This window comes from Streptomyces sp. WZ-12, assembly GCF_028898845.1.
Lineage (GTDB): Bacteria > Actinomycetota > Actinomycetes > Streptomycetales > Streptomycetaceae > Streptomyces.
Map to the genome: position 1 here is coordinate 4004033 of NZ_CP118574.1, position 23672 is coordinate 4027704.

Consider the following 23672-nt stretch of genomic DNA (forward strand, 5'->3'; position numbering starts at 1 on the left):
CGGTCGTCGCCGCGGGTCGGCCGGCCCGCGGCCGGGGCGGCCCGCTCCCTTCGCAGTCTAGGGAGGGCGGGGCGGGGGCGCCTCCTGCGTACGGGACGGGGGCTTCGGGTTGCGCCCCGGGCATTGACGGAGTGAGCGCTCACTCCGTAGCGTCGGGAGCATGACGAAACCTTCAACTCCCTTAGCGGAGAAGCCTTCTCGTCGTCGCGCTCCCGGTATGAGCGTCGAACAGCGCCGGGCGATGATCGTCGCGGCCGCGCTGCCGTTGGTCGCCGTGCACGGGACGGCCGTCACCACCAGCCAGATCGCCCGCGCCGCCGGAATCGGCGAGGGCACCGTCTTCCGCGCGTTCAAGGACAAGGACGCCCTGCTGGACGCCTGCCTGGCCGAGGCCGCGGGCGTCGATCACGTGCTGCGCGAACTGGCCTCGATCCCGCTCGACGAACCGCTGACCGCGCGGCTCACCGAGGCCGCCGAGGCCCTCTGCGCCCACATGGAGCGCATGGGGACCGTGCTGCGGAGCCTCTACGCCACCGGGCACCGCGGCGACCGCGGGCGACCGGACCGGGCGCGGGCGGGCGGCGAGCCGCCGGAGGACGGGCGGGCCCGGTCCTTCGCCGCGCTGCGGGAGGCCGTGGAGGAGCTGATCGAGCCGGACCGGGCGGCGCTGCGGCTGAGCCCCGAGCGGGTGGCCGCCGCCTTCCTGGGCCTGCTCTTCAGCCGGCTGCCCGCGCCGGCCGACCCGACCGACGCGCCGCTCGCCCCCGAGGAACTCATCTCCGTGCTGCTGCACGGCACCCTCGCCGAGCCGGGGAGCGCCTAATGCCGGTCAGCCTCAACCACACCGTCGTCCCGGCGACCGATCACCGCGCGGCGGCCCGCTTCTTCGCCTCGGTCATGGGCCTGGCGGAGCTGCCGCCGGCCGGCCGGAACGGGCACTTCGCCCCGGTCCGGGTGAACGGGACGCTCACCCTGGACTTCATGGCCGTCCCGGACCCCCAGGGCCACCATCTGGCCTTCGACGTCGACCCGGAGACCTTCGACGGGATCCTCGCCCGCCTCCGCTCGGCCGGCGTCCCCTACGGCAACGACCCGGGCCGTCCGGACAACGGCAGCATCGACCATCCGCTGCGCCCCCGAGGGCTGTTCTTCGTCGACGCCGACCGCAACCTCTACGAGGTGATGTCGCCGGCGTGAGCCGGGGCGGCGGCCGGCCGGCACCCCGCGGCGCCGGCCGGCCGTGCCCGTGGGGTCACTTGCTGACGTAGGTCATGCTCACCGCGTCGTAGCGGGTGCCGGCGACCTGGCCTATGGGGGCCGTGGCGTCGATGGCGGCGAGCTCCTCGGCGGAGAGGGTCACCTCCAGCGCGGCGAGGTTCTCCTCCAGGTACTTCTCGCGGCGGGTGCCGGGGATCGGGACGACGTCGTCGCCGCGGTGCTGCACCCAGGCCAGCGCCAACTGGCCGGTGGTGACGCCCTTCTCGGCGGCGAGCTCCTCCAACTTGGCCACGATCGCGAGGTTCTGTTCGAGGTTGCCGTCGGCGAAGCGGGGCTGGGTGCGGCGCACATCGGACTCCGGCAGGCCCTCGACGGAGGTGTAACGCCCCGTCAGGAAGCCGCGGCCGAGCGGGGAGAACGGGACCAGGCCGATGCCCAGTTCGCGGCAGAGCGGCGCGATCTCCGCCTCCAGGTCGCGGGTCCACAGCGACCACTCGCTCTGCAGCGCGGCGATCGGGTGGACCGCGTGGGCCCGCCGGATGGTCTCCGCGCCCGCCTCGGAGAGGCCGAGGTGGCGCACCTTGCCCGCCGCGACCAGCTCCGCCATCGCGCCGACGGTCTCCTCGATGGGGACGTCGGGGTCGACGCGGTGCTGGTAGTAGAGGTCGATGTGGTCGACGCCGAGGCGTCGCAGCGAGGCGTCGCACGCCTGGCGGACGAAGGCGGCGTCACCGCGGATCTGGATGGGCTCGCCGAGCCGGTTGGCGAAGCCGAACTTGGTGGCCAGCACCACCCCGTCGCGCCGGCCGGCGATCGCCCTGCCGATCAACTCCTCGTTGTGGCCGGAGCCGTAGAAGTCGGAGGTGTCCAGCAGGGAGACGCCGAGGTCGAGCGCGCGGCGGAGGGTGGCGATCGACTGGTCGTCGTCCGAGGCGCCGTAGCCGTGGCTCATCCCCATGCAGCCGAGGCCCTGCACGGACACCGCGAGGCCGCCGAGGTGGCGGGTGGGAATCTCGGTCATGTCTGCTACCTCCTGGGACGTACGGCGAACGGAACGGGCGGACCGGCCGTGACCGACCCCGGGAGCCGCGGCCCCCAACCCGCTTCAGACGGTAGGAGTTGGAGTGCGCTCCAAGTCAACCGATCTTTGCCCGGCGGCACTTCGCCGGCCGCGGTCATCCGCCCCCGTCAGGTGTCGTCAGGTGTCGTCGCCCGCTATGGCGCGCAGGGCCCGGCAGTGCGCGGCGAAGGCCGCCCGGCCGTCCGGCGTGAGCGCCAGCCAGGTGCGCGGGCGCTTGCCGATGTACCCCTTGGTGACCGCGACATAGCCGGCCTTCTCCAGCGTGGCGACCTGCCGCGAGAGGACCGAGTCGCTGACCTCGACGGTATCGCGGACGAACGCGAACTCGGCCTTCTCGGCGGCCGCCAGGGTCGCCACGATGGAGAAGCGGACCGGGGCGTGGATGACCTCGTCCAGCCCGTGGCGCGGATGGCTGCCGGCGCATTGGGCGGCACCGCCAAGGGACTTGGGGTCCGCCGACGCCGCGCGCTCCGCACCCGTCTCGCGGGTCGTCTCGCGCCGCCCCGTCACCGGCGGGCCTCCAGATATCCGCCTATCAGCCCGGGCAGGGCGACCACCACGGCTCCGGGCACCCACCAGGCGGCCACGCCCGGGAAGAAGATCACGCCGAGCGTCAGCACCGCGGCGTACAGCAGACCCCAGGTGCCGATCATGATGCCGTGCCGGATGCCGAACCCCCGGCGGGCGACGGGCTGTCGGGCCGCGTAGACCGACAGCCACGACACCACGACCACCAAGAATCCGGTGCCGACCGCCACTCCGTACGGGGCCCTCAGCAGGCCGATCGCGAGCACCGCGAGGCCGGCCGCGGCGCCGTGGACGAACTGATACCGCACGTACCACCGCGTGCCCTTGCGGACCGTGGAACCCAACTGCGCCGCGCGGGCCAGCGTGGCCGCGGCGTCGTGGGACGCACACTCCCTCATGACACTCCCCCTCATCGCTCATGCTTTCGACACTCACCATGCTGACAAGAACTTTCCGAACTGACAAGTACTTTCCGGCACTTGATGTGCAGGCGGGGCGGGGCGGGCAGACACCGCCCGAGGCCATCGGCGATCGCGCCGGGCCCGCTCACCAGGTCGGGTACTGTTGCCCCGGCCACCGGCGCGCACCGTCGCGCCGGAGCGCGCCCGCCCGTGCCGCACCGAGGAGGTGAGACCGATTCCCCGCCAGTCCAGGCAGGTGCTCCCGTCTCGCGTCCGTGCGTCCACCGGCTCCAGGTGACCGCCCGACATCCGTGACCCGGGACGCGCCGCACGGCATCCCGAAAGGCTCACCACCATGTCGTCCCACCCGTCACCCCGGACCACCGCCGCACCGCCGGCCCCGGTCATCGCCCGTCTGCGCGCCGCCGGTTGCGTCTTCGCCGAGGACGAGGCCGCGCTGCTGATCGACACCGCCCGCACCCCGGCCGACCTCGCCGCCATGGTGGAACGGCGGGCGGCCGGTCACCCCCTGGAACACGTCCTCGGCTGGGCCGAGTTCGGCGGCCTGCGGATCGCGGTGGGCCCGGGGGTCTTCGTGCCGCGCCGGCGCACCGAGTTCCTGCTCGACCAGGCCGTCGCCCTCGGGCGCCGGGCCGCCGGGCGGGCCGACCGACGCCCCGTGGCGGTCGACCTGTGCTGCGGCTCCGGCGCCGTGGGAGCGGCCCTGGCCGCCGCGCTGGGCGAGGTCGAGCTGCACGCCGCCGACATCGAACCGGCCGCGGTGCGCTGCGCCCGCCGCAACGTGGCCGCCGCCGGCGGCCTGGTCTACGAGGGCGACCTGTTCGCCCCGCTCCCCGTCCAACTCCAGGGCCGGATCGACGTCTTGACGGCCAACGTGCCCTACGTGCCCACCGAGGAGGTCGAGCTGCTGCCTCCGGAGGCCCGCGAGTACGAACCCCGGGTGGCGCTCGACGGCGGTGTGGACGGGCTCGACGTGCTGCGACGGGTGACCACGGCCGCGCCCCGGTGGCTGGCGCCGGGCGGCCACCTCCTGGTGGAGACCGGCGAACGCCAGGCGGCCCGGGCGGTGCGGACCTTCCGGCGCAGTGGGCTGCTGCCCCACGTGGCCACCTCCGACGAACTCTTCGCCACCGTCGTCATCGGCACCCGCCCGGCCGACCCCGAGCCCGCCACGACTCCGTAGCGGTTAACTCCTTCGCCGTTGTCAGTGGGGCACCGTACGGTGGGCGCATGGCTTCGATGAGCTATGACCGCCACTGTGCCGAAATCGTCGCTCAGACCGCCCTGTTGAGCACCCGCCTGTCCGATGCCGACCTCTCGGCGCCGGTGCCCTCCTGCCCCGGCTGGACGCTCGCCCAGTTGGTGCGCCACCTCGGCGGTGCGCACCGCTGGGTCGACACCATCATCCGGACCAGGGCCACCGGCCCGGTCCCCGACGACCTGGTCAACGACGTCACCGGCTACGCCGACGTGGACGCGGCCGCGCTCGGCGCCTGGCTCACCGAGGGCGCCGAGCAGTTGGCCGACGTCCTGCGCGCCGCCGGGCCCGACACCGCGGTCTGGACGGTGGCCCCGGGCGGCACGCCGGCCTTCTGGGCCCGCCGGATGACGCACGAGACGGTGGTGCACCGTGCGGACGCCACCTTCGCCACCGCGCGGTCCCCGGCCGGCCCGGCCCCGGCCGACCGCCCGTTCGCCGTCGTCGAGGACGTCGCCATCGACGCCCTCGACGAGTGGATGTCCTTCGGCTCACTGCCGGTCGTGCTCGAACCCAAGCCGCGGATATGCGCGTTCATGGGCGCCGGCCACAGCCTCCGCTTCCGGGCCACCGACGCCGCCCCCGAGGCCGCGGCGGACTGGCTGATCAGCCTGGAGGCCGACGCCCTCACCTGGCACCGCCCGGCCACCGGCACCCTCGCCACGCCGACCACCACCACCGTCCGCGGGGCCCTGAGCGACCTCCTGCTGCTCGTCTACGGCCGCCTCCCCACCCGCGGCCCGACCCCCGGGCCGGTCGGCGCGCACACCGGCCCGGTCGAGATCACCGGCGACCTCGACCTCCTCGACGCCTGGCTGGACGCCGTCAGCTTCTGGCTCAAGGAGTAGCAGGAGCAGGGCAGTTACGCGGCCCGGCACCTCTCAGGGGGACGATGCCCAACGGGCCCCGGTCGCGGCCGGTTCGGCGGTGGTCGTGGGCGGACCGGCAGTCAGCGCACCGGGGCGTCGGCCGGCGGGGCCAACGCCCATGAGCGGCAGGGCTCTTGGGGATCGGACAAGGCGCCGCCCTCCGCTCCCGTAGGGCGGGTGACCGGGCGGCGGCTCCGATCGCCCGGCCCGTTCACGGCGTGACAACCGGCTCGACCCCGGTCAACGCGCAACTGGCCGCCCAGAGTCGGGCCGCGACCTCGGTGTCGGCCAGGTTGCGCCACCGCGGCTCGTTGCGCGGCCGGCCGCGCAGGCCGAGGACCCGAGGACCCCACAACTGCCCGCCGCGCACGCCCGGATCGAGCACCGCGCGCACCGCCGGCCACGCCCCGGCGTGCTTGCCCTGAAGGACGGCGGCCGCGGGCAGCCCGCGCAGCCAGGCGCCGGCGGTCCGGACGTGCACCGGCGGGCGGGTCGGGGTGCGGGAGTCGAGGGCGCCGCCGGGGTGGACCACCACGCTCGCCACCGGGCTGCCGGCGGCCCGCAGTCGACGGTCCAGCTCGAACCCGACGTGCATCTGCGCCAGTTTGGACCGTCCGTAGGTGCGCTTGGGCCGGTAGTCGCGCCGGGACTGAAGGTCGTCCAGATCCAGCCGCTCGGTCTTGGCCGCGAAGCTCCCCATGGTCACCACGCGGCCCGCCGGCGCGGCCGACAGCAGCGGCAGCAGCCACCGGGTCAGCGCGAAGTGCCCGAGGTGGTTGGTGCCGAACATCAACTCGTGTCCGTCGCCGGTCTCTTGGCGCGCCGGCCCGTCGAGCGCGACCCCGGCGTTGTGGACCACCGCGTCGAGGCGCGTCACCTCCAGGGACTCCACCGCGTCCCGGAGGGAGGCGAGGTCGGCGAGGTCCATCCGGACGGCCCGTACCCGTGCGCCGGGGACCCGGGCGCGCAGCGCCCCCAGGGCGTCCTCGGCCCGCGCCGGGTTCCGGCTGCCCAGGATGACGACGGCCCCGGTCGCGGCGAGCTGCTCGGCGACGAAGTACCCGATGCCCGCGTTGCCGCCGGTGACCAGGACGGTACTGCCGTCGGCGGACGGCAACCGGTGCACGTCCCAGCGCGGGACGGACGGCACGGATGACACGGGCGGCACGGACGACATGCGGGCTCCCTTATGGCACGAGGCGCGACGATCAAGACGGGACGAGACGACGGGTGACGGGATGACGGGACAGCCACGGCATACGGCCCGCCGCCCCCGCCCCCGGTCCTCACCCACACTCGCAGCGACCACCAACAGCCCACCGACGCACCGCCGACGCCGCACCGACAGCGCCCGCCGACAACCCCGCGGCCCCTCCACGCGACAGGGCGACGCGCGGGCCACCTCGACTGTCCTGTCGCAGTTAAGTCCGAGTGGTGTAGGGCCTCGGATCTGGGATGCCCGGAGAAGTCTGAGACGACGGGTCCTGGGGGCGTCTCAGCTTGCGCCGGGTAGCTCTTCGTTGGGCATATGCGGCGAGGGATCTTTCGATCCCGTCGGCGGCATCCCGTAAGGCATGGACGAACCACATGCCTCCGTCGAATCGGGGGACCAACTCGACTTGGAGTCGGTTGTTGAACTCGTCGATGAACTGCTGGAAGCCGTGTCCTTACGCGAGGGCGAGTGAGCGCCAGTGAGGTGAGGCGTAGAGCGCGGTGATGGTGACGGTCTCCGGGTAGTGGGCGATGAGACGGCGGTGGTCACGGTTGCTGCCGTGCCGGAGTGGGGGAAGGGCTTGGACGCGTCGCGCTGTGTCCTCGTGGCGGAAGCTGCGACCGGCGAGGTCGTGCCAGAGCTTGGCTCCGCGCTCGTAGCAGGTGGTGAGGACAACGGGCCCGTGCTTGTGGAGAAGGCGGTGGTGACGTCGTTGTGCCTGCAGGACGTCAGGTAGAGCGGTGAGATCGGCCTGGATCTGGTAGTGCCCTGCTGGTTCTCCGATCCAGAGTCTGTGGCGGAGGCAGACCTGGTGGTGGAAGCGCGAGCGCCAGGCGGTGACCTGATGAACGCGGTTGTAGGTTCCGGTGCGACGGGCGACGCAGAGATGGCAGGGGACGCCCGGAAGAAAGTCCGGGCGGGAGGGGTGGAACATCTTCGGCTGTTGACCGAGATAGGGGATCGCCTGCAGCAGGCTCTTCCGGGACTGGCCGCTGGCCAGGCTGAGTCGGTCAATGTAGTCCTGCCGGGACTCCAGCCAGCTGCTCTGCGCGAGTGCTCGTGTGGGAATGACTCCGTTGGCCTCGCCCAGGCGGCGGAGGTAGGACTTCTCCGTCTCTTGCGGGAACGGGGTGACGGGGCGGGGAAGACGCCTGGTCAGCCAGTAATCAGTTGGTTCGCTCATCCGGCCCTCTGGCGGGAGGCGTTCTCGCTGTTGTGATCGATCCGGGTCTTCTTCAGCAAGCTCTGGGTGATGCGTTCGCTCTGGTCGAGGATCGCGGTGATGGCCGCGGCGCGGATCAGGTGAGAGAGGCTTCCGATCATGCCGCCGGTGCGCTGGTGCAGATAGTCGGAGAGATTCACCAGGGTCTGCGGCTGGTGGCGGTGGAGGCGCAAGGTGTCCTCCAAGGTGGCGATCAGTGATCGCCACTCCGCGTTGCGGGGGAAGGCGCCGGTGCGGACCAGGGTGCAGCGTCCGCCCATCTGCCGGCCGCGGATGCCGGTGAAAACGCCGGACTGCTCGACGTCGATGCCGGCATAGACGAAGGTTGCGGGCAGGTGTTCGGTGAAGTACTTCAGGTGATCGGACAGGTCCTCGCCGGCGGTGGTTCCGTGGTTCAGGAGGTGGATCTCGTCGACGAGCACGAGGTCCGTGCGGGCCTCGATCATCACCTGGCAGACGACGTTGGTGATATCGATCGTGTTGTGACGGGCCGAGACGGAGGGCAGGCCGAGGAAGCGGGCGAACTCGATGGCGAGTTTCCTGGGCGACCCCTTGGGCGGGGCAGTCAGATAGACGACCGGGATTCCGTCGCTGTCGGGATGGCGTTGGCGGACGCGCAGTTCGTGGAGACGGCCGAGCTGCTTGAGCGCCGTGGTCTTGCCCGTGGTCTGCTGACCGGAGACGATCAGGCCGCGCCGGGCTCCGGTTTCACGCTGGTTGAGCAGAGTCAGCAGGCGCCCCTGGTGGGCGATCTCCCGGACGGCCGAGGTGCGTACGACTTGAAGTTCGGAGTGGTAGAGGATGCGGGCATCGTCGTAGGACTCCTGATCGGCGGGGCTCAGCGAACGCCACCGGTCTTCGGGCAGCAGATCGAAGCTGGTCTGGTCGGCTTCGACGAACTGCCGCCAGCCGGTGAGCTGCGTGGTGGGATCACGCCGCGTCTCCAGCAGCCCGCCGGTGCCACCAGTGTCCGGGTCCGGTGTGTTCACCACCATTTCTCGGCCTCCTTGCGGGCGTCGAAGATTCCGAGCGGGACGACGTCGGCGAGGGCGCCCTCGCCTTCCTCCGGTTCCTCCGCGTCGGGAGGCGGCGGCTCAGCAGGCGTTGCAGGAGCCGGCCGGGGCCAGGAGGGAGCGCTGGTGGTCCGGGTCCGGGCGGCGACCTTGCGGTCCTTGCGGCTGCGGCCAGAGGGCCTGCCCGCCGTGCCTTGGGGGCCGTCGGCGGCCCGGTCCAGGAGCGCGACCGCGGCCTGCGCGATCTCCTCCTCGGTGACTGGATCGGCACCCCGCTCGGCAAGGACCCGGCGGGCGTGGTCCCAGGCCAGTTCACCCATCGGCATCGGAGCGGTGCGCAGATGCCGCCAGATCGCGGTGATCCAGCCGCCCTCACGATGATTGCGTACCCAGATGCGAGAGATGTCGTATGGGTCGTAGTGGACCTCCCACCCCTTCCCGTCCGGGCCGGCGCCGGACGGCTGGCGGCGGAACGGCGTCAACTCCGTGCTGTCGTAGGTGCGGTGGCCCAGCCGGATCCCGTAGGAGTTGATCGTCCGACGGCAGCGGGGCAGCAACTCGATGTACTCGTCCGGGCTGAGCGCGACCGGGACATGCCCGGCCGCCGCGACGAGCGCGGCGTACTTCTCGTTCGGACTCAGAGCCTTGCCTGGCATCAGCGGGTCGCGCAGGCCGTCGTGCGGGCGGTTCTGCCAGATCACGATCCACTCCTGGAGCAGTTCCTGGAGCTGATGCATCGACCAGACCGCCTGCGCTGCCGGATCGGTGCCGCGGTGCTCGGTGCTGCGGCCCTTGTGACCGGGCAGGTGTGAGACGAACATCGTGGCCACCGAGCCCAGCGTCGTCTCGATGTGCGGCTTGTCCGTCGGAGTATCGGGGTGCGCGGGCTGGAAGGAGATGCCCAGCGACTGGCAGGCCGAGCGGAACGTGTCGGAGATGTAAGCTTTGCCCCGGTCACAGACGATCGTCTCCGGCGTGATCACCGGGATCGCCGCTGCTTGGGCCAGCCGCTCGTCCAGCGCCGTGAGCGAGACGTGCGGCAGCACCGAGCGGGACATCCGCAGCGCGTCCGGCCAGCCCGGACGCATCGACTCCGGAGTCATCGCCCTCGCCAGCAGCAGCGCGGCATCCACCGCCTTCGTCGAGGGCCGCAGCACCGCCGCGGCCAATGTGCGGGTCGCGATATCGACGATGCCGGTCAGCTCCACGGTGTCGACCGTGCCGTCGTCGTGCACGACCAGCACATCCAGTGGAGTCGAGTCGATCTCCATCACCTCACCCGGCCGGATGGCGGTCAGCTGGCCGAACATGCCCTCGGGCTGTTTGGCCAGCGAACGGCGGGTGCGGGCCGAGCCCAGCGTGTGCCGGCCGGAGGAGATCGCCTTGAGCAGCCGGTAGAACGTCGCCCGTGACGGCAACGGCACCGCCCCGGCCCCGTGCTCGTCCTCCAGGAGACGTTCCATCCGGCGCCGCAGCACCTGTGCGGAGACCGTGGACCTGGCGGTTTGCTCTTCCACGACCTTCCGCAGGGCGGCCACCACCCGCCGGTCGGCGCGGCCCGTGCCGTCCGGGGCCGAACGCAGTCGCGGATCGACCAGACCGAGCACACCCTCCCGCTCGAATCTGGCCCGCATGTCCTGCAACATGGTCAACGACACCGTCGTCTCCGCCGCCTCCAGCTCAGCGACCTTCGTCAACTCTCGCTGCCGCAGAGAACGGACGGCCGGGTCGTACTCGTCTTTCACCGGCCCGTGCGGGTCATCGAGTGGGCGGCCGGTCAGCATCTCCACCAGGTGCCGCTGCCACCATTCGGCCCGCTCAACCGCCTTGGCGGGAAGTCCCTCCAGCACCCCGGCCGCCGGCACCACCGCGCGCACCGAGACCGGCGTGACCACCTCGAAGTCCTCACCGGTCAGCAGATGGGCGAGCATCACGACGCTCGCCGACTGGGTTTCGTCGACCAGCCGGACCGCGGTCCCCTCCAGCGCGGCCACCGTCTGCAGACGGCCGTCGAAGCGGACCAGGTCACCCGCTCGCAACAGCCGCGGACGCAAAGGCATCCTGGCCCCCTTCCCGCACCACGCCGAGCCGGACTTCCGCGTCCGCGGCCAACAGTCCGGCCCCCAGGTCCGCAATCAGGACCTGCCGCCAGAGGAGGTGAAACAGCACCGGAAGCACCGCGACCGGATCGCCCACGTGGCGAGCCCCGTCCAGCAGCCCGCCTCCCTCGGCGAAAGCTGCCATCAGCCGGGCAGCGACCCCGGCGCGGTGCACCCGCGGATGCCGATACCCCGCCAGCCCCATCAGCACCGCATCCGGCGCCCCCACCCGGGTGAAATCCCAGCCCACCAGCGAACACGCCGCCGCCGTCACGGCGAACTTCACCGCATCGGGAGGCTTGATCCGCTCGTCGGGGCGGACGTCGACCACCAGAGCAGTGCCGTCCGCGCGGCGCACGAAGAAGTCCGGTGTGTGCCGGATCCGCTTTCCCTCCGTTCCCGTCCACGACAGCCGGAACGGCTGCGAGGCCATGCCCGTCACCAGCGGATCGAAGTCGAGCAGCATCAGATGGTCCCGCTCCAGCCACGACTCGTGGCCCACACGCCCGCCGCAGGTCGCCGACCAGTACCAGCCGCACCGGTTGGTCTGCCCCCGGAACGTTGGGAACCGGCGTTCGGGCCGTACCGATTCGAACGGCACCGGCCACAGCCGCCCCAGCGAACCCCGCTCACGGAACCCGGCGGCGCTGACGTACTCCAGCTCGACGTCTTCCGCCGACAACACGCTCGTATCCATCCGGGCCTCCGGTACGACGCCGACCAGTCGCGAAGACCGTACGGAAGGCGGCGATGACGTACCCGGAGAAGACCGAGACGCTCCACTAAATGCCCGGAGATGACTGAGACGTCAGCTCACTTGCCCGGGGACGACTGAGACTGCCCGGACATCACAGAGACAGGACATCGACGAACCGAGGTCGACGCCCGCCCCCGCCAAAACCGCGTCACTCTTGCTAGCACTTGCTTGCAATAGTTAGCACTACCGTGCAGTATCGAGTCATGGCATCACTCAATGTCGGCAATCTCGGCGAGTTCCTGCGGGAGCAGCGGCGCACCGCGCAGCTCAGCCTGCGGCAGCTCGCGGATGCCGCGGGGGTGTCCAACCCGTACCTCAGCCAGATCGAGCGCGGGCTGCGCAAGCCGAGCGCGGAGATCCTCCAGCAGTTGGCCAAGGCGCTGCGGATATCCGCCGAGACGCTGTACGTCCAGGCCGGAATCCTGGACGAACGGCGCGCCCCGGACGGCGCCGGGGTGCAGACCGCGATACTCACCGACCCGTCGCTGAACGAGCGGCAGAAGCAGGTCCTGCTGCAGATCTACGAGTCCTTCCGCAAGGAGAACGGGCTCGGCGGTGCCGCGGCCGACGGCGTCGCGCACCGGGCCGGCGACGGGTCCGAGGACGGGGGCCGCCCCCATGAGACAGAGGCCGACGGCGGCCCGCACGCCACCTGAGCAACCCCATCGTTTCCAGGAGGAACCACGTCATGGCCATCACCACCGATGACCTCCGCAAGGCCCTGACCGACGCGACCCCGCTGTACGCCCTGGCCGGTACCGCCGACCTGGCCGCCGAGAAGCTGGGCGAGGTGCCGCAGCTGGTCGAGAAGCTCAAGGCCGAGGCGCCCAAGCGCTTCGACTCCGTCCGCAGCACCGACCCCAAGGACATCCAGGCCCTGGTCACCAAGCAGGCCAAGGAGGCCCAGGACAAGCTCACCGAGCTGCTGGGCTCGCTCGACGGGGATCTGAAGAAGTTCCGCGACCAGGCACAGGAGCTGGCACTGCGCGGCGTCGGCCGGGCCGCCGAGGTCGCCGTACAGGCCCGCGAGACCTACGACGAGCTGGCCGAGCGCGGCCGCGGCGCGGTGCAGAACTGGCGCGGCGGCGCCGCCGAGCAGGTCGAGGAGCTGGCGGTGGCGATCGAGCCGCAGCCGGGCAAGGACGGCGCGGGCGACGTCCCGGGCAACGGCCGCGCCAAGACCGTGCCGGCCAACGGGACCCCCGCCCAGGCGAAGGCCACCGCCTCCACCGAGCCCAAGACCGCCACGGCGAAGAAGCCGGCCCCGCCGCGCAAGCCCGCCGCGGGCCCGGCGAAGAAGAGCACCCCGCCGTCGGCGAAGTGAGCCACCGGTGAGCGGTGATCCATCGGCGGGCCGGGCACTCCTCACGTGCCCGGCCCGTTGTCCGGGTACGGTGGGGCGGAAAGGGCCGCACGGACCGAGATGACAGACCGAGTTTCCTGGGTGAACGGCTAACGGGTGGTGGACGGCGTGCTGATTTACGGATTCCAGAGCGTACTGAGCTGGGTTCAGCTCGCTCTCGGCGTGTACGCCGCCGTGATGCTCGTCGATGCGGCCACCCGCCGCGAGGCCGCCTACCGCGCGGCTGACAAGAACAACAAGGCGATGTGGCTGGTCTTCCTCGGGATCGCCACGGCGCTGCTGTTCCTGCTGCCGCTGCTGTCGTTCCTGCCGATCATCGGCGTGATCGCGGTGATCGTCTACACCGTCGACGTCCGACCGGCGCTGCGCGCGGTGAGCGGCGGCGGCCGCGGCTGGCACAAGGGCTCCAGCTCGGACGGTCCCTACGGGCCGTACAACGGCGGCCGCTGAGCCCGGGCGGGCCCGGAGCTCGCCGACCCGCCGGCTACCGCCGGTCCAGCAGCAGCACCGCCACGTCGTCGGTGAGCTCCCCGCCGTTGAGCGCGCGCACCTCGCGCACCGACGCCTCCAGCAGTTCCTCGCCCTGGAGGCCACTGGCCATCTGGCGGGTGACGAGTTCGGTCATGCCCTCCTGGCCCAGGCGCCGGGTGCCCTCGCCGATCCGGCCCTCGATCAGGCCGTCCGTATACATCAGCAGGCTCCAGGCGGCGCCCAACTCGACCTGGTGGCGCGGCCAGCGGGCCTGCGGCAGCAGCCCGAGCGCCGGGCCGCCGAACTCGTACGGCAGCAGCTCCGGCTGCTGTCCGGCGCGGGCCAGCAGGGGCGCGGGGTGGCCGGCCAGGCAGACCCCGGCCCGGTGGCCGTCCTCCGAGATGTCGACGGTGCACAGCGTCGCGAAGATCTCGTCGTCGGGGCGCTCGTTCTCCAGCACCTTCTGGAGCGTGGCCAGCAACTCGTCGCCATAGAGCCCGGCGAAGGTCAACGCCCGCCAGGCGATGCGCAGTTCGACGCCGAGCGCGGCCTCGTCGGGGCCGTGGCCGCAGACGTCGCCGATCATCGCGTGCACGGTGCCGTCCGGGGTGCGGACGGTGTCGTAGAAGTCGCCGCCGAGCAGGGCGCGGCTGCGGCCGGGCCGGTAGCAGGCGGCGAAGCGCAGCTCCGAGCCGTCGAGCAGCGGGGTGGGCAGCAGGCCGCGCTCCAGGCGGGCGTTCTCCTGGGCGCGCAGCCGGGACTCGGTGAGCTGGCGCTGGGCGAGGTCGGCGCGCTTGCGTTCCACGGCGTAGCGGACCGCGCGGCTGAGCACCTTGCCGTCCAACTCGTCGCGGAAGAGGTAGTCCTGGGCGCCCACCCGCACCGCGTCGGCGGCCCGCTCGGCATCCGTCTCGCAGGTGAGGACGAGGACGGCCTGCGCGGGCGCCATGCGCAGCACGGCCCGGACGGCGGCCAGTTCGTCGCCGGAGTCGCCGGCGCGGGTCCCGTCGCGGTCCTCGCGGCCGGCCGGCTCGGCCGGGGTGAGGTCGAGCAGGATGCAGTCCACGTCGTCGGTGAGCAGCCGCTCGGCCTCGGTGAGGTTGCGGGCGGTGCGCAGCCGGACCTTGCGGCCGGCCCAGTCCCACATCTCCGGGACGTGGTTGTTCGGGTCCTCGCCTATGAGGAGCAGCGTCAGCCCATGGGCGGGCGGCTCGGGCGCCGGCTCCACGGCGGCGACGGGCTCGGCCACGGGGGCGGGCGGTGTGACGGAGGACACGGTCCGGGTCCCCGTGGTGGTCGCATGGCCGGTCACCGGGTGGGCAGCATTCCGGCCGGCCGGAATGCGAGGGTCGGCGGGCCGCGGCAGACCGGCCTCCGGGAGATCCCGGGGCAGCGGGGCGGAACCGGCGGGCCCATGGGGCGCGTCCTGCGGAGCGGGGGAAGCCCCGGAGCAGCCCCCGTGCGCGGGCATGCCGGCGGCGGCCGCGCGGGTCTCCGCGCAGCCTGCGTTCACCGGTCCTGCCTGGTGCGGCAGCACGGCCGTCCGCGGGTGCGGCACGGGTACGGGCATGGGTCTGCTTCCTTCCCTCCCCCCGAGGGGTGCGGCGGCGCACCGACCGGCGCACCACCGTGCCCGGTTCGACCCCGCTCGTCGGTCGGCTGAGCAGGGCGCTACCGGGCATCGAATGGCGACCATAGCGTCCGGAGCACCGGGCGCGGAATGCCCTTTGGCACGCGGCCTTCGTCATATGCCAACGCCGATATGGCACTTCACCTGGGGAGCCCGGCGAGGGGAATGACGAACATCACCCCACCCGAGCGCAATCCGCTACCGGATCACTACGGAAAGCCAGCCCCGCGCCACCCGCGACCGATACCGGAGAAATTGCCCCATCCGTTCGCCCGTTGACTTCCGGTAACGCCGTCGATTCCGCCCCGACGGCGGCGAACGCGGCATGGCACGAGTAACGGATGCCACCCGGAACGCAGTGCGGAACGCGGCGCCGAACGCACGGAGAAAGGGGGGTAATCGGCGGTAAGCGGGCGGCAAGGGGCGGCCGGAGAATGTCCGGAATCATTCCGTGCCGCCCTGCCCCGCCCCGCCCCGTCAGCCGGTCCGCTCGCCGTCCGGCCGGACCACCCCCAGGATCGGCATCGAGCCGGCGCCCGTGATGGTCACCTGCCGGCCGGGGCGCGGGGCGTGCACGATCGCCCCGTCGCCGAGGTACATCCCGACGTGACTGGCGTCCGAGAAATAGATGACGAGGTCGCCCGGGCGCATCTCCTTGAGCGGCACCCGGGGCAGTTGTCGCCATTGCTCCTGCGAGGTGCGCGGAATGGTCCGGCCGGCCGCCTGCCAGGCCCGTAGGGTGAGCCCGGAGCAGTCGAAGGTGTTGGGGCCGACCGCACCCCAGACGTAATCCTTGCCGATCTGCGAAGTGGCGTAGGAAATCGCCTTCTTGCCCTGCTCGGTGGCTTTTCCGCGGATGTCCCGGAGCGCGCCGGAGTCGAGCCATTTCTGCTGGGTCAGCAGTGCCTGCTCGTCCTCCAGTTTCCGCAGCCGGTCCTTTTCCTTGGCGGCCAGCCGGGATTCCAGCGCTTTCGCCGCATCGATCTTGTCGTTGATCTGCTTGCGGGCGGCGTCCTTCTTCTGGCGATCGGCCTCCAGTTGCTCCCAGCGGTGGCTGGCGTCCTGGGCGTAGCCGTCCAAGTCGCTCTTGAGGTGCGTGAGTTGGCCGATCACGCCCTTGACCGCCTGCTGCCCCTTGCGGACCAGATCGGCGTTGGCCAGAAAAGCCTCGGGATCGGCGTTGAGCACCAGCTTCGCCTCGGGAGGAATGCCGCCCGCCCGGTACTGCGCGCTGGCCAGCGCCCCGGCCTGCCGCTTGAGGACGGCCAGCCGGCCCTGCGCGGCCACGATGGTACGGGCCAGCTCGACGATCTTCTTCTGCTGGAGCTGGACCTGTTCCTCGGCGGCGTTGTACGCGTCGGTGGCCCGCTCCGCCGCGCGGTAGAGCCCCTCGATCTCCTTGCGCACCTCGTCGAGATGGCGCGCCCCGCCGTCGGGCGGTGGGCTCGGGGCGGGCGCCCGCTGCGCCGCCGTCGCCGTCCCGCCGAGCAGCCCCGTCGCGCAGAGCACCACTGCGGTGCAGAGCGCCAACCGGCCGCCCCGCAGACCCCGTACGCCCCGTGCGTCCCGCTCCCCCGCCACGTCCCGAACGCTCCTTTGTGCCCCCTGGCTCCCCACCGGTCACCTCCGGCTCGTTCCGCACCGATTCGTGTGCGCGCTTCGGCGCGGATGCTGCCATACCGACCGGTAATCCAACAGGGCGACGGGCCGTTTCGCCGGAAGACGGGCGCCCGCGCCCCGAACGCGGCGCTCCGGAGTGGCGCTTCACGACCGGGCGGGCGTCCCGGAGCCGGCGGTCGCGCCGGCCCGCGCCGCACGCAGCCGACGGCCGAGGTTCACCGTGCGTTCACTCCGCTCCATCGGCTGCTTCACCTGATCTGCCTAATTTCGGCCGTACCGAGTGCGCGGTGCGCCGTCAGGCGACGGCGCCGCCCACCACGCCACCACCCGCACGCCGAGGAAACGGCGCGCACCAGGAAGGAACTCTCGACAGTGAAGCAGCTTCAGCGCAAAAACCGGGTTCGCGCCCTCGCCGTTGGCGCTCTCGCCGTCTCCGGTGCCCTGGCCCTTTCCGCGTGCGGCTCCGACAACACCAGCGGCGGGAGCGGCGGCAGCGGCGGCAGCTCCGCCAAGGCGGCCAACATCAAGTGCGAGGGCAAGGGCAAGCTGCTCGCCTCCGGCTCCTCGGCGCAGAAGAACGCCATGGACGTCTGGGTGCAGAACTACGCCGGCGCCTGCCAGGGCACCGAGATCAACTACCAGCCCACCGGCTCCGGCGCGGGCATCACCACCTTCCTCCAGGGCCAGACCGCGTTCGCCGGCTCCGACTCCCCGCTGAAGCCCGAGGAGATCGCCAAGTCGAAGTCCGTCTGCAAGGGCGGCCAGGCGATCGACCTGCCGATGGTCGGCGGCCCGATCGCGGTCGGCTACAACGTCCCCGGCGTGGACAGCCTCGTCCTCGACGCGCCCACCCTGGCGAAGATCTTCGACTCGCAGATCTCCAACTGGAACGACCCGGCGATCAAGAAGCTCAACCCGGGCGCCAAGCTGCCGGACCTGAAGATCCAGGCGTTCCACCGCTCCGACGACTCCGGCACCACCGACAACTTCACCAAGTACCTCAAGGGCGCCTCCGGCGGCGCCTGGAAGCACGAGCCGGGCAAGAAGTGGGAGGGCAGCGGCGGCCAGGCGGCGTCCGGTTCGGCCGGCGTCTCCTCGCAGGTCAAGCAGACCAGCGGCGCGATCTCCTACTTCGAGCTGTCCTACGCCACCGCCGGCAAGATCCCCACCGTCAAGATCAACACCGGCGCCAAGGCCCCGGTCGAGGCCACCGTCGACAACGCCTCCAAGGCGATCGCCGCGGCCAAGCCGGCCGGCCAGGGCAACGACCTCGCGCTCAAGCTCGACTACACCACCAAGGACGAGGGCGCCTACCCGATCACCCTGGTGACCAACGAGATCGTCTGCGACAAGGGCAACAAGGCCGACACCCTGCCGGCCACCAAGTCCTTCCTCACCTACATCTCCAGCAAGGACGGCCAGGACGCCCTCAAGGCCCTCGGCTACGCCCCGCTCCCGGCCGAGATCGCCGACAAGGTCAGCAAGACCGTCGCCACGCTCTCCTGACCCACCGGGCGGTGGTCGGGCCGCACGGCCCGGCCGCCGCCCGTCCGGTGCACCGCCGCGCCGGAGCCCCCCCGGGCTCCGCAGACCGGAGAAACCCATGGACTACTCCCCTCCTCTATCCGACACACCGCCACCGGCCACCGCATCGGTCTCCGGCAAGGCGGTCCGCCCCGGTGACCGCATATTCCTCGGACTCTCCCGGGGTTCCGGCATAACCCTGCTGGTGATCATGGCCGCCATCGCGGCCTTCCTCACCTACCGCTCGGTCCTCGCCATATCCGGCGACAAGGCCAACTTCTTCACCACCCTGGACTGGAACGCCACCGGCACCGAGCCGAAGTTCGGCATCGCGGTCCTCGCCTTCGGCACGGTCGTCAGCTCGGTGATCGCCATGCTCATCGCGGTCCCGGTCGCGGTCGGCATCGCGCTGTTCATCTCGCACTACGCGCCCCGCAAGCTGGCCTCGCCGCTGGGGTACGTCATCGACCTGCTCGCCGCCGTCCCCAGCATCGTCTACGGCCTGTGGGGCGCCCTCTTCCTCGTCCCGCACCTGAGCGGCCTCTACGGCTGGCTGAACGACTACCTCGGCTGGACCGGGATCTTCAGCTACAGCAACGGGGCCGCCCGCTCGCTGTTCACCGTCGGCATCCTGCTCGCGATCATGATCCTGCCGATCGTGACCAGCGTCAGCCGGGAGGTCTTCCTCCAGGTCCCGCGGATGCACGAGGAGGCCGCGCTGGCCCTCGGCGCCACCCGCTGGGAGGTGATCCGGATGTCGGTGCTCCCCTTCGGCCGCTCCGGCGTCATCAGCGCCTCCATGCTGGGCCTGGGCCGCGCGCTGGGCGAGACGATGGCGGTCGCCACGGTCCTCTCCCCCAGCTTCCTGATCAACGCCAGCCTGCTGGACCCGGGCGGCGGCACCTTCGCCCAGAACATCGCCAGCAAGTTCAGCGAGGCCGACACCTTCGGCCAGGACGCCCTGATCGCCTCCGGCCTCGTCCTCTTCGTGATCACCCTGCTCGTCAACGGCGCCGCCCGGCTGATCATCGCCCGCCGCAAGGAGTACTCGGGGGCCTCCTCATGACCGTCGCCACCAGCCACCGCCACCGCAAGGTCGCCGAGCCGCGCACCCCGCTCGCCCTGAAGCAGTCCCGGCTCCCCCGTTGGACGCTGCCGGTCCTCGCCCTGGTCTCCGTCGCCGCGGGCTGTGGCATCGGGCTGGCCGCCGGCCTCGACTCGACGGTCCAGTGGGGTCTGATCGCCGCGCTGCTCTTCCTCGTCGTCACCTACGTGCTGACCGCGGCCGTCGAGGGCGGCCGCCAGGCCAAGGACCGGCTGGCCACCAGCATGGTGTGGACCGCCTTCCTGCTCGCGGTGGTGCCGCTGGCCTCGCTGCTGTGGGAGACCATCGACCGCGGCACCAAGGTCCTCGACGGATACTTCCTGTCCCACTCGATGGGCACACTGCCCGACGCGCTGCCCGGCGGCGGCGTCTACCACGCGATCATCGGCACCCTGGAGCAGGTCGGCCTGGCGACGCTGATCGCCGCCCCGCTCGGGCTGTTGACCGCGATCTACCTCGTCGAGTACGGCCGCGGCAAGCTCGCCAAGGTCGTCACCTTCTTCGTCGACGTGATGACCGGCATCCCCTCCATCGTCGCGGGCCTGTTCGTCCTCTCCGTGTGGATCCTGATCCTCGGCTTCGGCCCGTCCGGCTTCGCCGGCTCGATGGCGCTGGCGATCCTGATGATGCCGGTGGTGGTCCGCTCCACCGAGGAGATGCTCAAGCTGGTCCCGAACGAGCTGCGTGAGGCATCGCTCGCCCTCGGCGTCCCGAAGTGGCGCACGATCCTCAAGGTCGTCCTGCCGACGTCGATCGGCGGCATCACCACCGGCGTGATGCTCGCCATCGCCCGCATCGCCGGCGAGACCGCCCCGGTGCTGCTGCTGGTCTGGGGCGCCAAGACGATCAACAACAACCCCTTCGAGGGCGCCCAGCAGTCCCTGCCGCTCTACGTCTTCCAGCAGTGGCAGCAGGGCTCCGACGCCTCCTACGACCGGGCCTGGGCCGCGGCACTCGTGCTGATCGCCTTCGTCATGGTCCTGAACCTGGTGGCCCGCGGCATCGCCCGCTGGAAGGCCCCGCAAAGGACGCGCTGACCCCCAGCCGGAGCGGAAGCACAGTGCAGTCCGACCATCCAGCCAGCGGCCGCTGACCGAGCCGCAGCAGAAAGAAGCAGTGATTGACATGGCCAAGCGCATCGACGTCAGCGGCCTGAACGCGTACTACGGCTCCCACAAGGCCATCGACGACATCTCGATGACCGTCGAGCCGCGCTCGGTGACCGCCTTCATCGGCCCCTCCGGCTGCGGCAAGTCGACCTTCCTGCGCACCCTGAACCGGATGCACGAGGTCACCCCCGGCGGCCGCGTCGAGGGCAAGGTGCTGCTCGACGACGAGAACCTCTACGGCGCGGGCGTCGACCCGGTGGCCGTCCGGCGCACCGTCGGCATGGTCTTCCAGCGCCCCAACCCGTTCCCCACGATGTCGATCTTCGACAACGTGGCGGCCGGCCTGCGGCTCAACGGCGGCTACAAGAAGAGCGAGCTCAAGGAGATCGTCGAGCGCTCCCTCAAGGGCGCCAACCTCTGGAACGAGGTCAAGGACCGGCTGAACAAGCCGGGCTCGGGCCTGTCCGGCGGCCAGCAGCAGCGGCTGTGCATCGCCCGCGCCATCGCGGTCGAGCCGCAGGTGCTGCTGATGGACGAGCCCTGCTCCGCGCTCGACCCGATCTCCACGCTCGCCATCGAGGACCTCATCGGGGAGCTCAAGGAGCGCTTCACGATCGTCATCGTCACGCACAACATGCAGCAGGCCGCGCGGGTCTCGGACCGCACCGCGTTCTTCAACCTGGCGGCCGTCGGCAAGCCCGGCAAGCTCATCGAGATCGACGAGACCGAGCGGATCTTCTCCAACCCGTCGGTCCAGGCCACCGAGGACTACATCTCCGGCCGCTTCGGCTGAGTCCGTCGGCCGCCCCCGGTGTCCCGCGGTGCTGCATGGCGGTGCCACCGCAGGACGAAGGGCCCGCCCCCGTAACCCGGGGACGGGCCCTTTCACCGTCGTGCGCCCAGCGGCGTCAGGCGAAGGTGAGCTTGATGAACCAGAACGCCAGGGCGGCGACCAGCGCCGCGGCCGGCATGGTGATGAACCAGCCCATCACGATGTTCTTGGCCACGCCCCACCGCACCGCGCGCGGGCGCTTGGTCGAGCCGACGCCCATGATCGAGGCGGTGATGACGTGGGTGGTGGAGATCGGCGCGTGGAACATGAAGGACGCCAGGTACATCACCGACGCGGAGGTGGTCTCCGCGGCGAAGCCCTGCGGCGGGTCCAGCTCGATGATCCGCCGGCCCAGCGTCCGCATGATGCGCCAGCCGCCCGCGTAGGTGCCGAGCGACATGGTGATCGCGCAGGCCAGCTTGACCCACAGCGGAATGGCGTCGTCGGCCGTCTCGACATCGGCGATGACCAGCGCCATCACCACGATGCCCATGGTCTTCTGGGCGTCCTGGAGGCCGTGCCCGAGCGCCATGCCGGCCGCCGAGACGGTCTGCGCTATGCGGAAGCCGCGCTTCGCCTTGTGCGGGTTGGCCTTCCGGAACAGCCAGAGGATCACGACCATCACGAGGTAGCCGAGCACCAGCCCGATGACGGGCGAGATGAACATCGGCAGGACGACCTTCTCGACCACCCCCGACCAGATCACCTGCGTCCCGCCGGCCAGCGCCGCGCCGACCATGCCGCCGAACAGCGCGTGCGAGGAGGACGACGGCAGACCGAAGTACCAGGTGACGAGGTTCCAGACCACGGCACCGAGCAGCGCGGCGAAGAGGATGCCCATCCCCTTGCTGCCGTGGGGAGTTGCGATCAGCCCCTCGCTGACCGTCTTGGCGACGCCGCTGCCGAGGAAGGCGCCGGCGAGGTTCATCACGGCCGCCATCGCCAGCGCGGCCCGGGGGGTCAGGGCCCGCGTCGAGACCGAGGTCGCGATCGCGTTCGCCGAGTCGTGGAAGCCGTTGGTATAGGTGAATCCGAGCGCGACCCCAATGGTCACGATGAGCGCGAAGGTGTCCATGGCGGTGGGCTCAGGACTCCTTGACCGCGATGGTCTCGACGGTGTTGGCGACGTGCTCGAAGGCGTCCGCCGCCTCCTCCAGGATGTCCACGATCTGCTTGAGCTTGAGCACCTCGATGGCGTCGTACTTGCCGTTGAAGAGGTGGGCCAGCAGCTTGCGGTGGATCTGGTCGGCCTGGTTCTCCAGGCGGTTGACCTCGATCCAGTACTCGGTGAGGTTGGCCATCGTGCGGAGGTTCGGCATCGCCTCGGCGGTCAGCTCGGCCGCCCGCGCCAGCACCTCGATCTGCTGCTCGACGCCCTTGGGGAGTTCGTCGATCTTGTAGAGGACGACCAGATCGACGGCCTCCTCCATGAAGTCCATGATGTCGTCGAGCGACGAGGCCAGCGCGTAGATGTCCTCGCGGTCGAACGGCGTGATGAACGAGGAGTTGAGCTGGTGGAAGATCGCGTGCGTCGCGTCGTCCCCGGCGTGCTCGGCCGCTCGCATCCGTTCGGCGATCTCGGCCCGTGCGGAGGCGTCCGCCCCGAGCAGTTCCATCAGGAGTTTGGAGCCTGTGACGATGTTGTCCGCGGACGCCGCGAACATGTCGTAGAAGCTCGTCTCCCTGGGGGTCAGACGAAAGCGCACGTGAAATCCTCGGGGTACATCGGATTCGGTCGAGTTGATGCTAGGCGCATCATCCAGCCACAGCTAACCCAGCTAACCGGCATTCCTTCAGTGTCGCCTATCGGGCAGCATGCTCTGCACGGGGTACCGCGAGGGCCCGAAAACTTCGGTACGATATACCCGCCGGGGGTATACGGATCGCCTCAATACCACGGGAGATGGCCATGACGACCACGGACGCGGACACCAGCGGCGGGACCGCACCCGCCGCGGCCTGCCACGGCCCCCAAGCGCATTCCGACCCCGCCGGCGGCACCGGATCTGTGACCGATACCGCTGTGGAGGATTCCGCGCCCGGCGGCCACGGCTACGCCAAGCAAAAGGACGCGCACATCAAGCGACTGCGCCGCATCGAGGGTCAGATCCGGGGCCTTCAGCGGATGCTCGAAGAAGACGTCTACTGCATCGACATACTCACCCAGGTCTCGGCGAGCACGAAGGGCCTGCAGTCCTTCGGGCTCCAGTTGCTGGAGGAGCACCTGCGGCACTGCGTCGCCGACGCCGCCACCAAGGGGCCCGAGGCCATCGACGCCAAGGTCCAGGAGGCGACCAAGGCCATCGAGCGGATGCTGCGGAGCTGACGTCCGGCGGTC

At 71.1% G+C, this 23672-nt stretch carries 24 protein-coding genes; 12 read left to right on the top strand and 12 right to left on the bottom strand.

Annotation, left to right across the window (positions count from 1 at the left end):
* Window positions 1–217 precede the first annotated feature (217 nt).
* Window positions 218–823: a TetR/AcrR family transcriptional regulator gene (locus PV796_RS16895; RefSeq protein ID WP_274914079.1), complete on the top strand. Its 606-nt coding sequence runs from the start codon at window positions 218–220 to the stop codon at window positions 821–823.
* Window positions 823–1197: a VOC family protein gene (locus PV796_RS16900; RefSeq protein ID WP_274914080.1), complete on the top strand. Its 375-nt coding sequence runs from the start codon at window positions 823–825 to the stop codon at window positions 1195–1197. Before PV796_RS16895 ends, PV796_RS16900 begins: the two co-directional genes overlap by 1 nt.
* Window positions 1198–1252: 55 nt before the next feature.
* On the opposite strand, the gene PV796_RS16905 is transcribed toward PV796_RS16900, so the two are convergent.
* The 3 genes from PV796_RS16905 to PV796_RS16915 all read right to left on the bottom strand — a co-directional run bounded on the left by PV796_RS16905 (window position 1253) and on the right by PV796_RS16915 (window position 3225).
* Complete coding sequence (locus PV796_RS16905; RefSeq protein WP_274914081.1) at window positions 1253–2239, bottom strand: aldo/keto reductase; 987 nt, start codon at window positions 2237–2239, stop codon at window positions 1253–1255.
* A 177-nt stretch (window positions 2240–2416) separates the two neighbouring features.
* On the bottom strand, window positions 2417–2695 hold the full coding sequence (locus PV796_RS16910) for a winged helix-turn-helix domain-containing protein (RefSeq protein ID WP_342456963.1): 279 nt from the start codon (window positions 2693–2695) through the stop codon (window positions 2417–2419).
* A gap of 110 nt (window positions 2696–2805) precedes the next feature.
* The gene (locus PV796_RS16915; RefSeq protein WP_274914082.1) at window positions 2806–3225 is read right to left on the bottom strand and encodes a hypothetical protein; all 420 of its coding nucleotides are present in this window, start codon (window positions 3223–3225) and stop codon (window positions 2806–2808) included.
* Window positions 3226–3583: 358 nt separating this feature from the next.
* On the opposite strand from PV796_RS16915, the gene PV796_RS16920 reads away from it, so the two are divergent.
* Entirely contained in the window at window positions 3584–4432 is an 849-nt protein-coding gene (locus tag PV796_RS16920; RefSeq protein WP_274914083.1) for a putative protein N(5)-glutamine methyltransferase, read from the top strand.
* A gap of 47 nt (window positions 4433–4479) precedes the next feature.
* Window positions 4480–5355 carry a maleylpyruvate isomerase N-terminal domain-containing protein gene (locus PV796_RS16925; protein ID WP_274914084.1) on the top strand — a complete coding sequence of 292 codons (876 nt, stop codon included), beginning with the start codon at window positions 4480–4482 and terminating at the stop codon, window positions 5353–5355.
* Between the two features lie 232 nt (window positions 5356–5587).
* Here the strand turns inward: PV796_RS16925 and PV796_RS16930 are convergent, their stop codons facing one another.
* The 5 genes from PV796_RS16930 to PV796_RS16950 all read right to left on the bottom strand — a co-directional run bounded on the left by PV796_RS16930 (window position 5588) and on the right by PV796_RS16950 (window position 11620).
* Window positions 5588–6553 (bottom strand): SDR family NAD(P)-dependent oxidoreductase, encoded by a 966-nt coding sequence (locus PV796_RS16930; protein ID WP_274914086.1) that lies wholly within the window; start codon window positions 6551–6553, stop codon window positions 5588–5590.
* Window positions 6554–7043: 490 nt separating this feature from the next.
* Window positions 7044–7772 carry a hypothetical protein gene (locus PV796_RS16935; protein WP_274914087.1) on the bottom strand — a complete coding sequence of 243 codons (729 nt, stop codon included), beginning with the start codon at window positions 7770–7772 and terminating at the stop codon, window positions 7044–7046.
* Window positions 7769–8806: an ATP-binding protein gene (locus PV796_RS16940; protein WP_274914088.1), complete on the bottom strand. Its 1038-nt coding sequence runs from the start codon at window positions 8804–8806 to the stop codon at window positions 7769–7771. Before PV796_RS16940 ends, PV796_RS16935 begins: the two co-directional genes overlap by 4 nt.
* Window positions 8797–10884 carry a transposase gene (locus tag PV796_RS16945; protein ID WP_274914089.1) on the bottom strand — a complete coding sequence of 696 codons (2088 nt, stop codon included), beginning with the start codon at window positions 10882–10884 and terminating at the stop codon, window positions 8797–8799. The genes PV796_RS16940 and PV796_RS16945 overlap by 10 nt, the downstream gene beginning before the upstream one ends.
* A complete protein-coding gene (locus PV796_RS16950; RefSeq protein ID WP_274914090.1) occupies window positions 10850–11620 on the bottom strand; it encodes a TnsA-like heteromeric transposase endonuclease subunit in 771 nt (256 codons plus the stop codon). The genes PV796_RS16945 and PV796_RS16950 overlap by 35 nt, the downstream gene beginning before the upstream one ends.
* A 263-nt stretch (window positions 11621–11883) precedes the next feature.
* On the opposite strand from PV796_RS16950, the gene PV796_RS16955 reads away from it, so the two are divergent.
* The 3 genes from PV796_RS16955 to PV796_RS16965 all read left to right on the top strand — a co-directional run bounded on the left by PV796_RS16955 (window position 11884) and on the right by PV796_RS16965 (window position 13493).
* Window positions 11884–12336, top strand: a complete 453-nt coding sequence (locus tag PV796_RS16955; RefSeq protein ID WP_274914091.1) for a helix-turn-helix domain-containing protein — start codon at window positions 11884–11886, stop codon at window positions 12334–12336.
* A 32-nt stretch (window positions 12337–12368) separates the two neighbouring features.
* A complete protein-coding gene (locus tag PV796_RS16960) occupies window positions 12369–13004 on the top strand; it encodes a hypothetical protein (RefSeq protein WP_274914093.1) in 636 nt (211 codons plus the stop codon).
* Window positions 13005–13151: 147 nt separating this feature from the next.
* Complete coding sequence (locus PV796_RS16965) at window positions 13152–13493, top strand: DUF2516 family protein (protein WP_274914094.1); 342 nt, start codon at window positions 13152–13154, stop codon at window positions 13491–13493.
* Between the two features lie 34 nt (window positions 13494–13527).
* Here PV796_RS16965 and PV796_RS16970 read toward each other — a convergent pair whose 3' ends face one another.
* Window positions 13528–15084: a PP2C family protein-serine/threonine phosphatase gene (locus PV796_RS16970; protein WP_274914095.1), complete on the bottom strand. Its 1557-nt coding sequence runs from the start codon at window positions 15082–15084 to the stop codon at window positions 13528–13530.
* 537 nt (window positions 15085–15621) lie between these two features.
* Entirely contained in the window at window positions 15622–16725 is a 1104-nt protein-coding gene (locus tag PV796_RS16975) for a C40 family peptidase (protein WP_274914096.1), read from the bottom strand.
* 411 nt (window positions 16726–17136) lie between these two features.
* On the opposite strand from PV796_RS16975, the gene pstS reads away from it, so the two are divergent.
* The 4 genes from pstS to pstB all read left to right on the top strand — a co-directional run bounded on the left by pstS (window position 17137) and on the right by pstB (window position 21295).
* Window positions 17137–18270: a phosphate ABC transporter substrate-binding protein PstS gene (pstS, locus tag PV796_RS16980; protein WP_274914098.1), complete on the top strand. Its 1134-nt coding sequence runs from the start codon at window positions 17137–17139 to the stop codon at window positions 18268–18270.
* A 97-nt stretch (window positions 18271–18367) separates the two neighbouring features.
* Window positions 18368–19354 (top strand): phosphate ABC transporter permease subunit PstC, encoded by a 987-nt coding sequence (gene pstC, locus PV796_RS16985; protein ID WP_274914099.1) that lies wholly within the window; start codon window positions 18368–18370, stop codon window positions 19352–19354.
* Entirely contained in the window at window positions 19351–20430 is a 1080-nt protein-coding gene (pstA, locus tag PV796_RS16990) for a phosphate ABC transporter permease PstA (RefSeq protein ID WP_274914101.1), read from the top strand. The genes pstC and pstA overlap by 4 nt, the downstream gene beginning before the upstream one ends.
* Before the next feature lie 88 nt (window positions 20431–20518).
* Window positions 20519–21295, top strand: coding sequence for a phosphate ABC transporter ATP-binding protein PstB (gene pstB, locus PV796_RS16995; RefSeq protein WP_274914103.1), 777 nt, complete (start codon window positions 20519–20521; stop codon window positions 21293–21295).
* A 115-nt stretch (window positions 21296–21410) separates the two neighbouring features.
* On the opposite strand, the gene PV796_RS17000 is transcribed toward pstB, so the two are convergent.
* On the bottom strand, window positions 21411–22409 hold the full coding sequence (locus PV796_RS17000) for an inorganic phosphate transporter (protein ID WP_274914104.1): 999 nt from the start codon (window positions 22407–22409) through the stop codon (window positions 21411–21413).
* A 10-nt stretch (window positions 22410–22419) separates the two neighbouring features.
* Window positions 22420–23040 carry a DUF47 domain-containing protein gene (locus PV796_RS17005; protein ID WP_274914106.1) on the bottom strand — a complete coding sequence of 207 codons (621 nt, stop codon included), beginning with the start codon at window positions 23038–23040 and terminating at the stop codon, window positions 22420–22422.
* A 203-nt stretch (window positions 23041–23243) separates the two neighbouring features.
* Between PV796_RS17005 and PV796_RS17010 the strand changes: the two genes are divergently transcribed.
* Window positions 23244–23660 (top strand): metal-sensitive transcriptional regulator, encoded by a 417-nt coding sequence (locus PV796_RS17010; RefSeq protein WP_274914108.1) that lies wholly within the window; start codon window positions 23244–23246, stop codon window positions 23658–23660.
* Window positions 23661–23672: the final 12 nt, after the last annotated feature.

Bases quoted from the DNA above. Each gene is read 5' to 3' on its own strand.
- PV796_RS16895 (WP_274914079.1), top strand. From the start codon at position 218: ATGAGCGTCGAACAGCGCCGGGCGATGATCGTCGCGGCCGCGCTGCCG.
- PV796_RS16900 (WP_274914080.1), top strand. From the start codon at position 823: ATGCCGGTCAGCCTCAACCACACCGTCGTCCCGGCGACCGATCACCGC.
- PV796_RS16905 (WP_274914081.1), bottom strand. From the start codon at position 2,239: ATGACCGAGATTCCCACCCGCCACCTCGGCGGCCTCGCGGTGTCCGTG.
- PV796_RS16915 (WP_274914082.1), bottom strand. From the start codon at position 3,225: ATGAGGGAGTGTGCGTCCCACGACGCCGCGGCCACGCTGGCCCGCGCG.
- PV796_RS16920 (WP_274914083.1), top strand. From the start codon at position 3,584: ATGTCGTCCCACCCGTCACCCCGGACCACCGCCGCACCGCCGGCCCCG.
- PV796_RS16925 (WP_274914084.1), top strand. From the start codon at position 4,480: ATGGCTTCGATGAGCTATGACCGCCACTGTGCCGAAATCGTCGCTCAG.
- PV796_RS16930 (WP_274914086.1), bottom strand. From the start codon at position 6,553: ATGTCGTCCGTGCCGCCCGTGTCATCCGTGCCGTCCGTCCCGCGCTGG.
- PV796_RS16935 (WP_274914087.1), bottom strand. From the start codon at position 7,772: ATGAGCGAACCAACTGATTACTGGCTGACCAGGCGTCTTCCCCGCCCC.
- PV796_RS16940 (WP_274914088.1), bottom strand. From the start codon at position 8,806: ATGGTGGTGAACACACCGGACCCGGACACTGGTGGCACCGGCGGGCTG.
- PV796_RS16945 (WP_274914089.1), bottom strand. From the start codon at position 10,884: ATGCCTTTGCGTCCGCGGCTGTTGCGAGCGGGTGACCTGGTCCGCTTC.
- PV796_RS16950 (WP_274914090.1), bottom strand. From the start codon at position 11,620: ATGGATACGAGCGTGTTGTCGGCGGAAGACGTCGAGCTGGAGTACGTC.
- PV796_RS16955 (WP_274914091.1), top strand. From the start codon at position 11,884: ATGGCATCACTCAATGTCGGCAATCTCGGCGAGTTCCTGCGGGAGCAG.
- PV796_RS16960 (WP_274914093.1), top strand. From the start codon at position 12,369: ATGGCCATCACCACCGATGACCTCCGCAAGGCCCTGACCGACGCGACC.
- PV796_RS16970 (WP_274914095.1), bottom strand. From the start codon at position 15,084: ATGCCCGTACCCGTGCCGCACCCGCGGACGGCCGTGCTGCCGCACCAG.
- pstC (WP_274914099.1), top strand. From the start codon at position 18,368: ATGGACTACTCCCCTCCTCTATCCGACACACCGCCACCGGCCACCGCA.
- pstA (WP_274914101.1), top strand. From the start codon at position 19,351: ATGACCGTCGCCACCAGCCACCGCCACCGCAAGGTCGCCGAGCCGCGC.
- pstB (WP_274914103.1), top strand. From the start codon at position 20,519: ATGGCCAAGCGCATCGACGTCAGCGGCCTGAACGCGTACTACGGCTCC.
- PV796_RS17000 (WP_274914104.1), bottom strand. From the start codon at position 22,409: ATGGACACCTTCGCGCTCATCGTGACCATTGGGGTCGCGCTCGGATTC.
- PV796_RS17010 (WP_274914108.1), top strand. From the start codon at position 23,244: ATGACGACCACGGACGCGGACACCAGCGGCGGGACCGCACCCGCCGCG.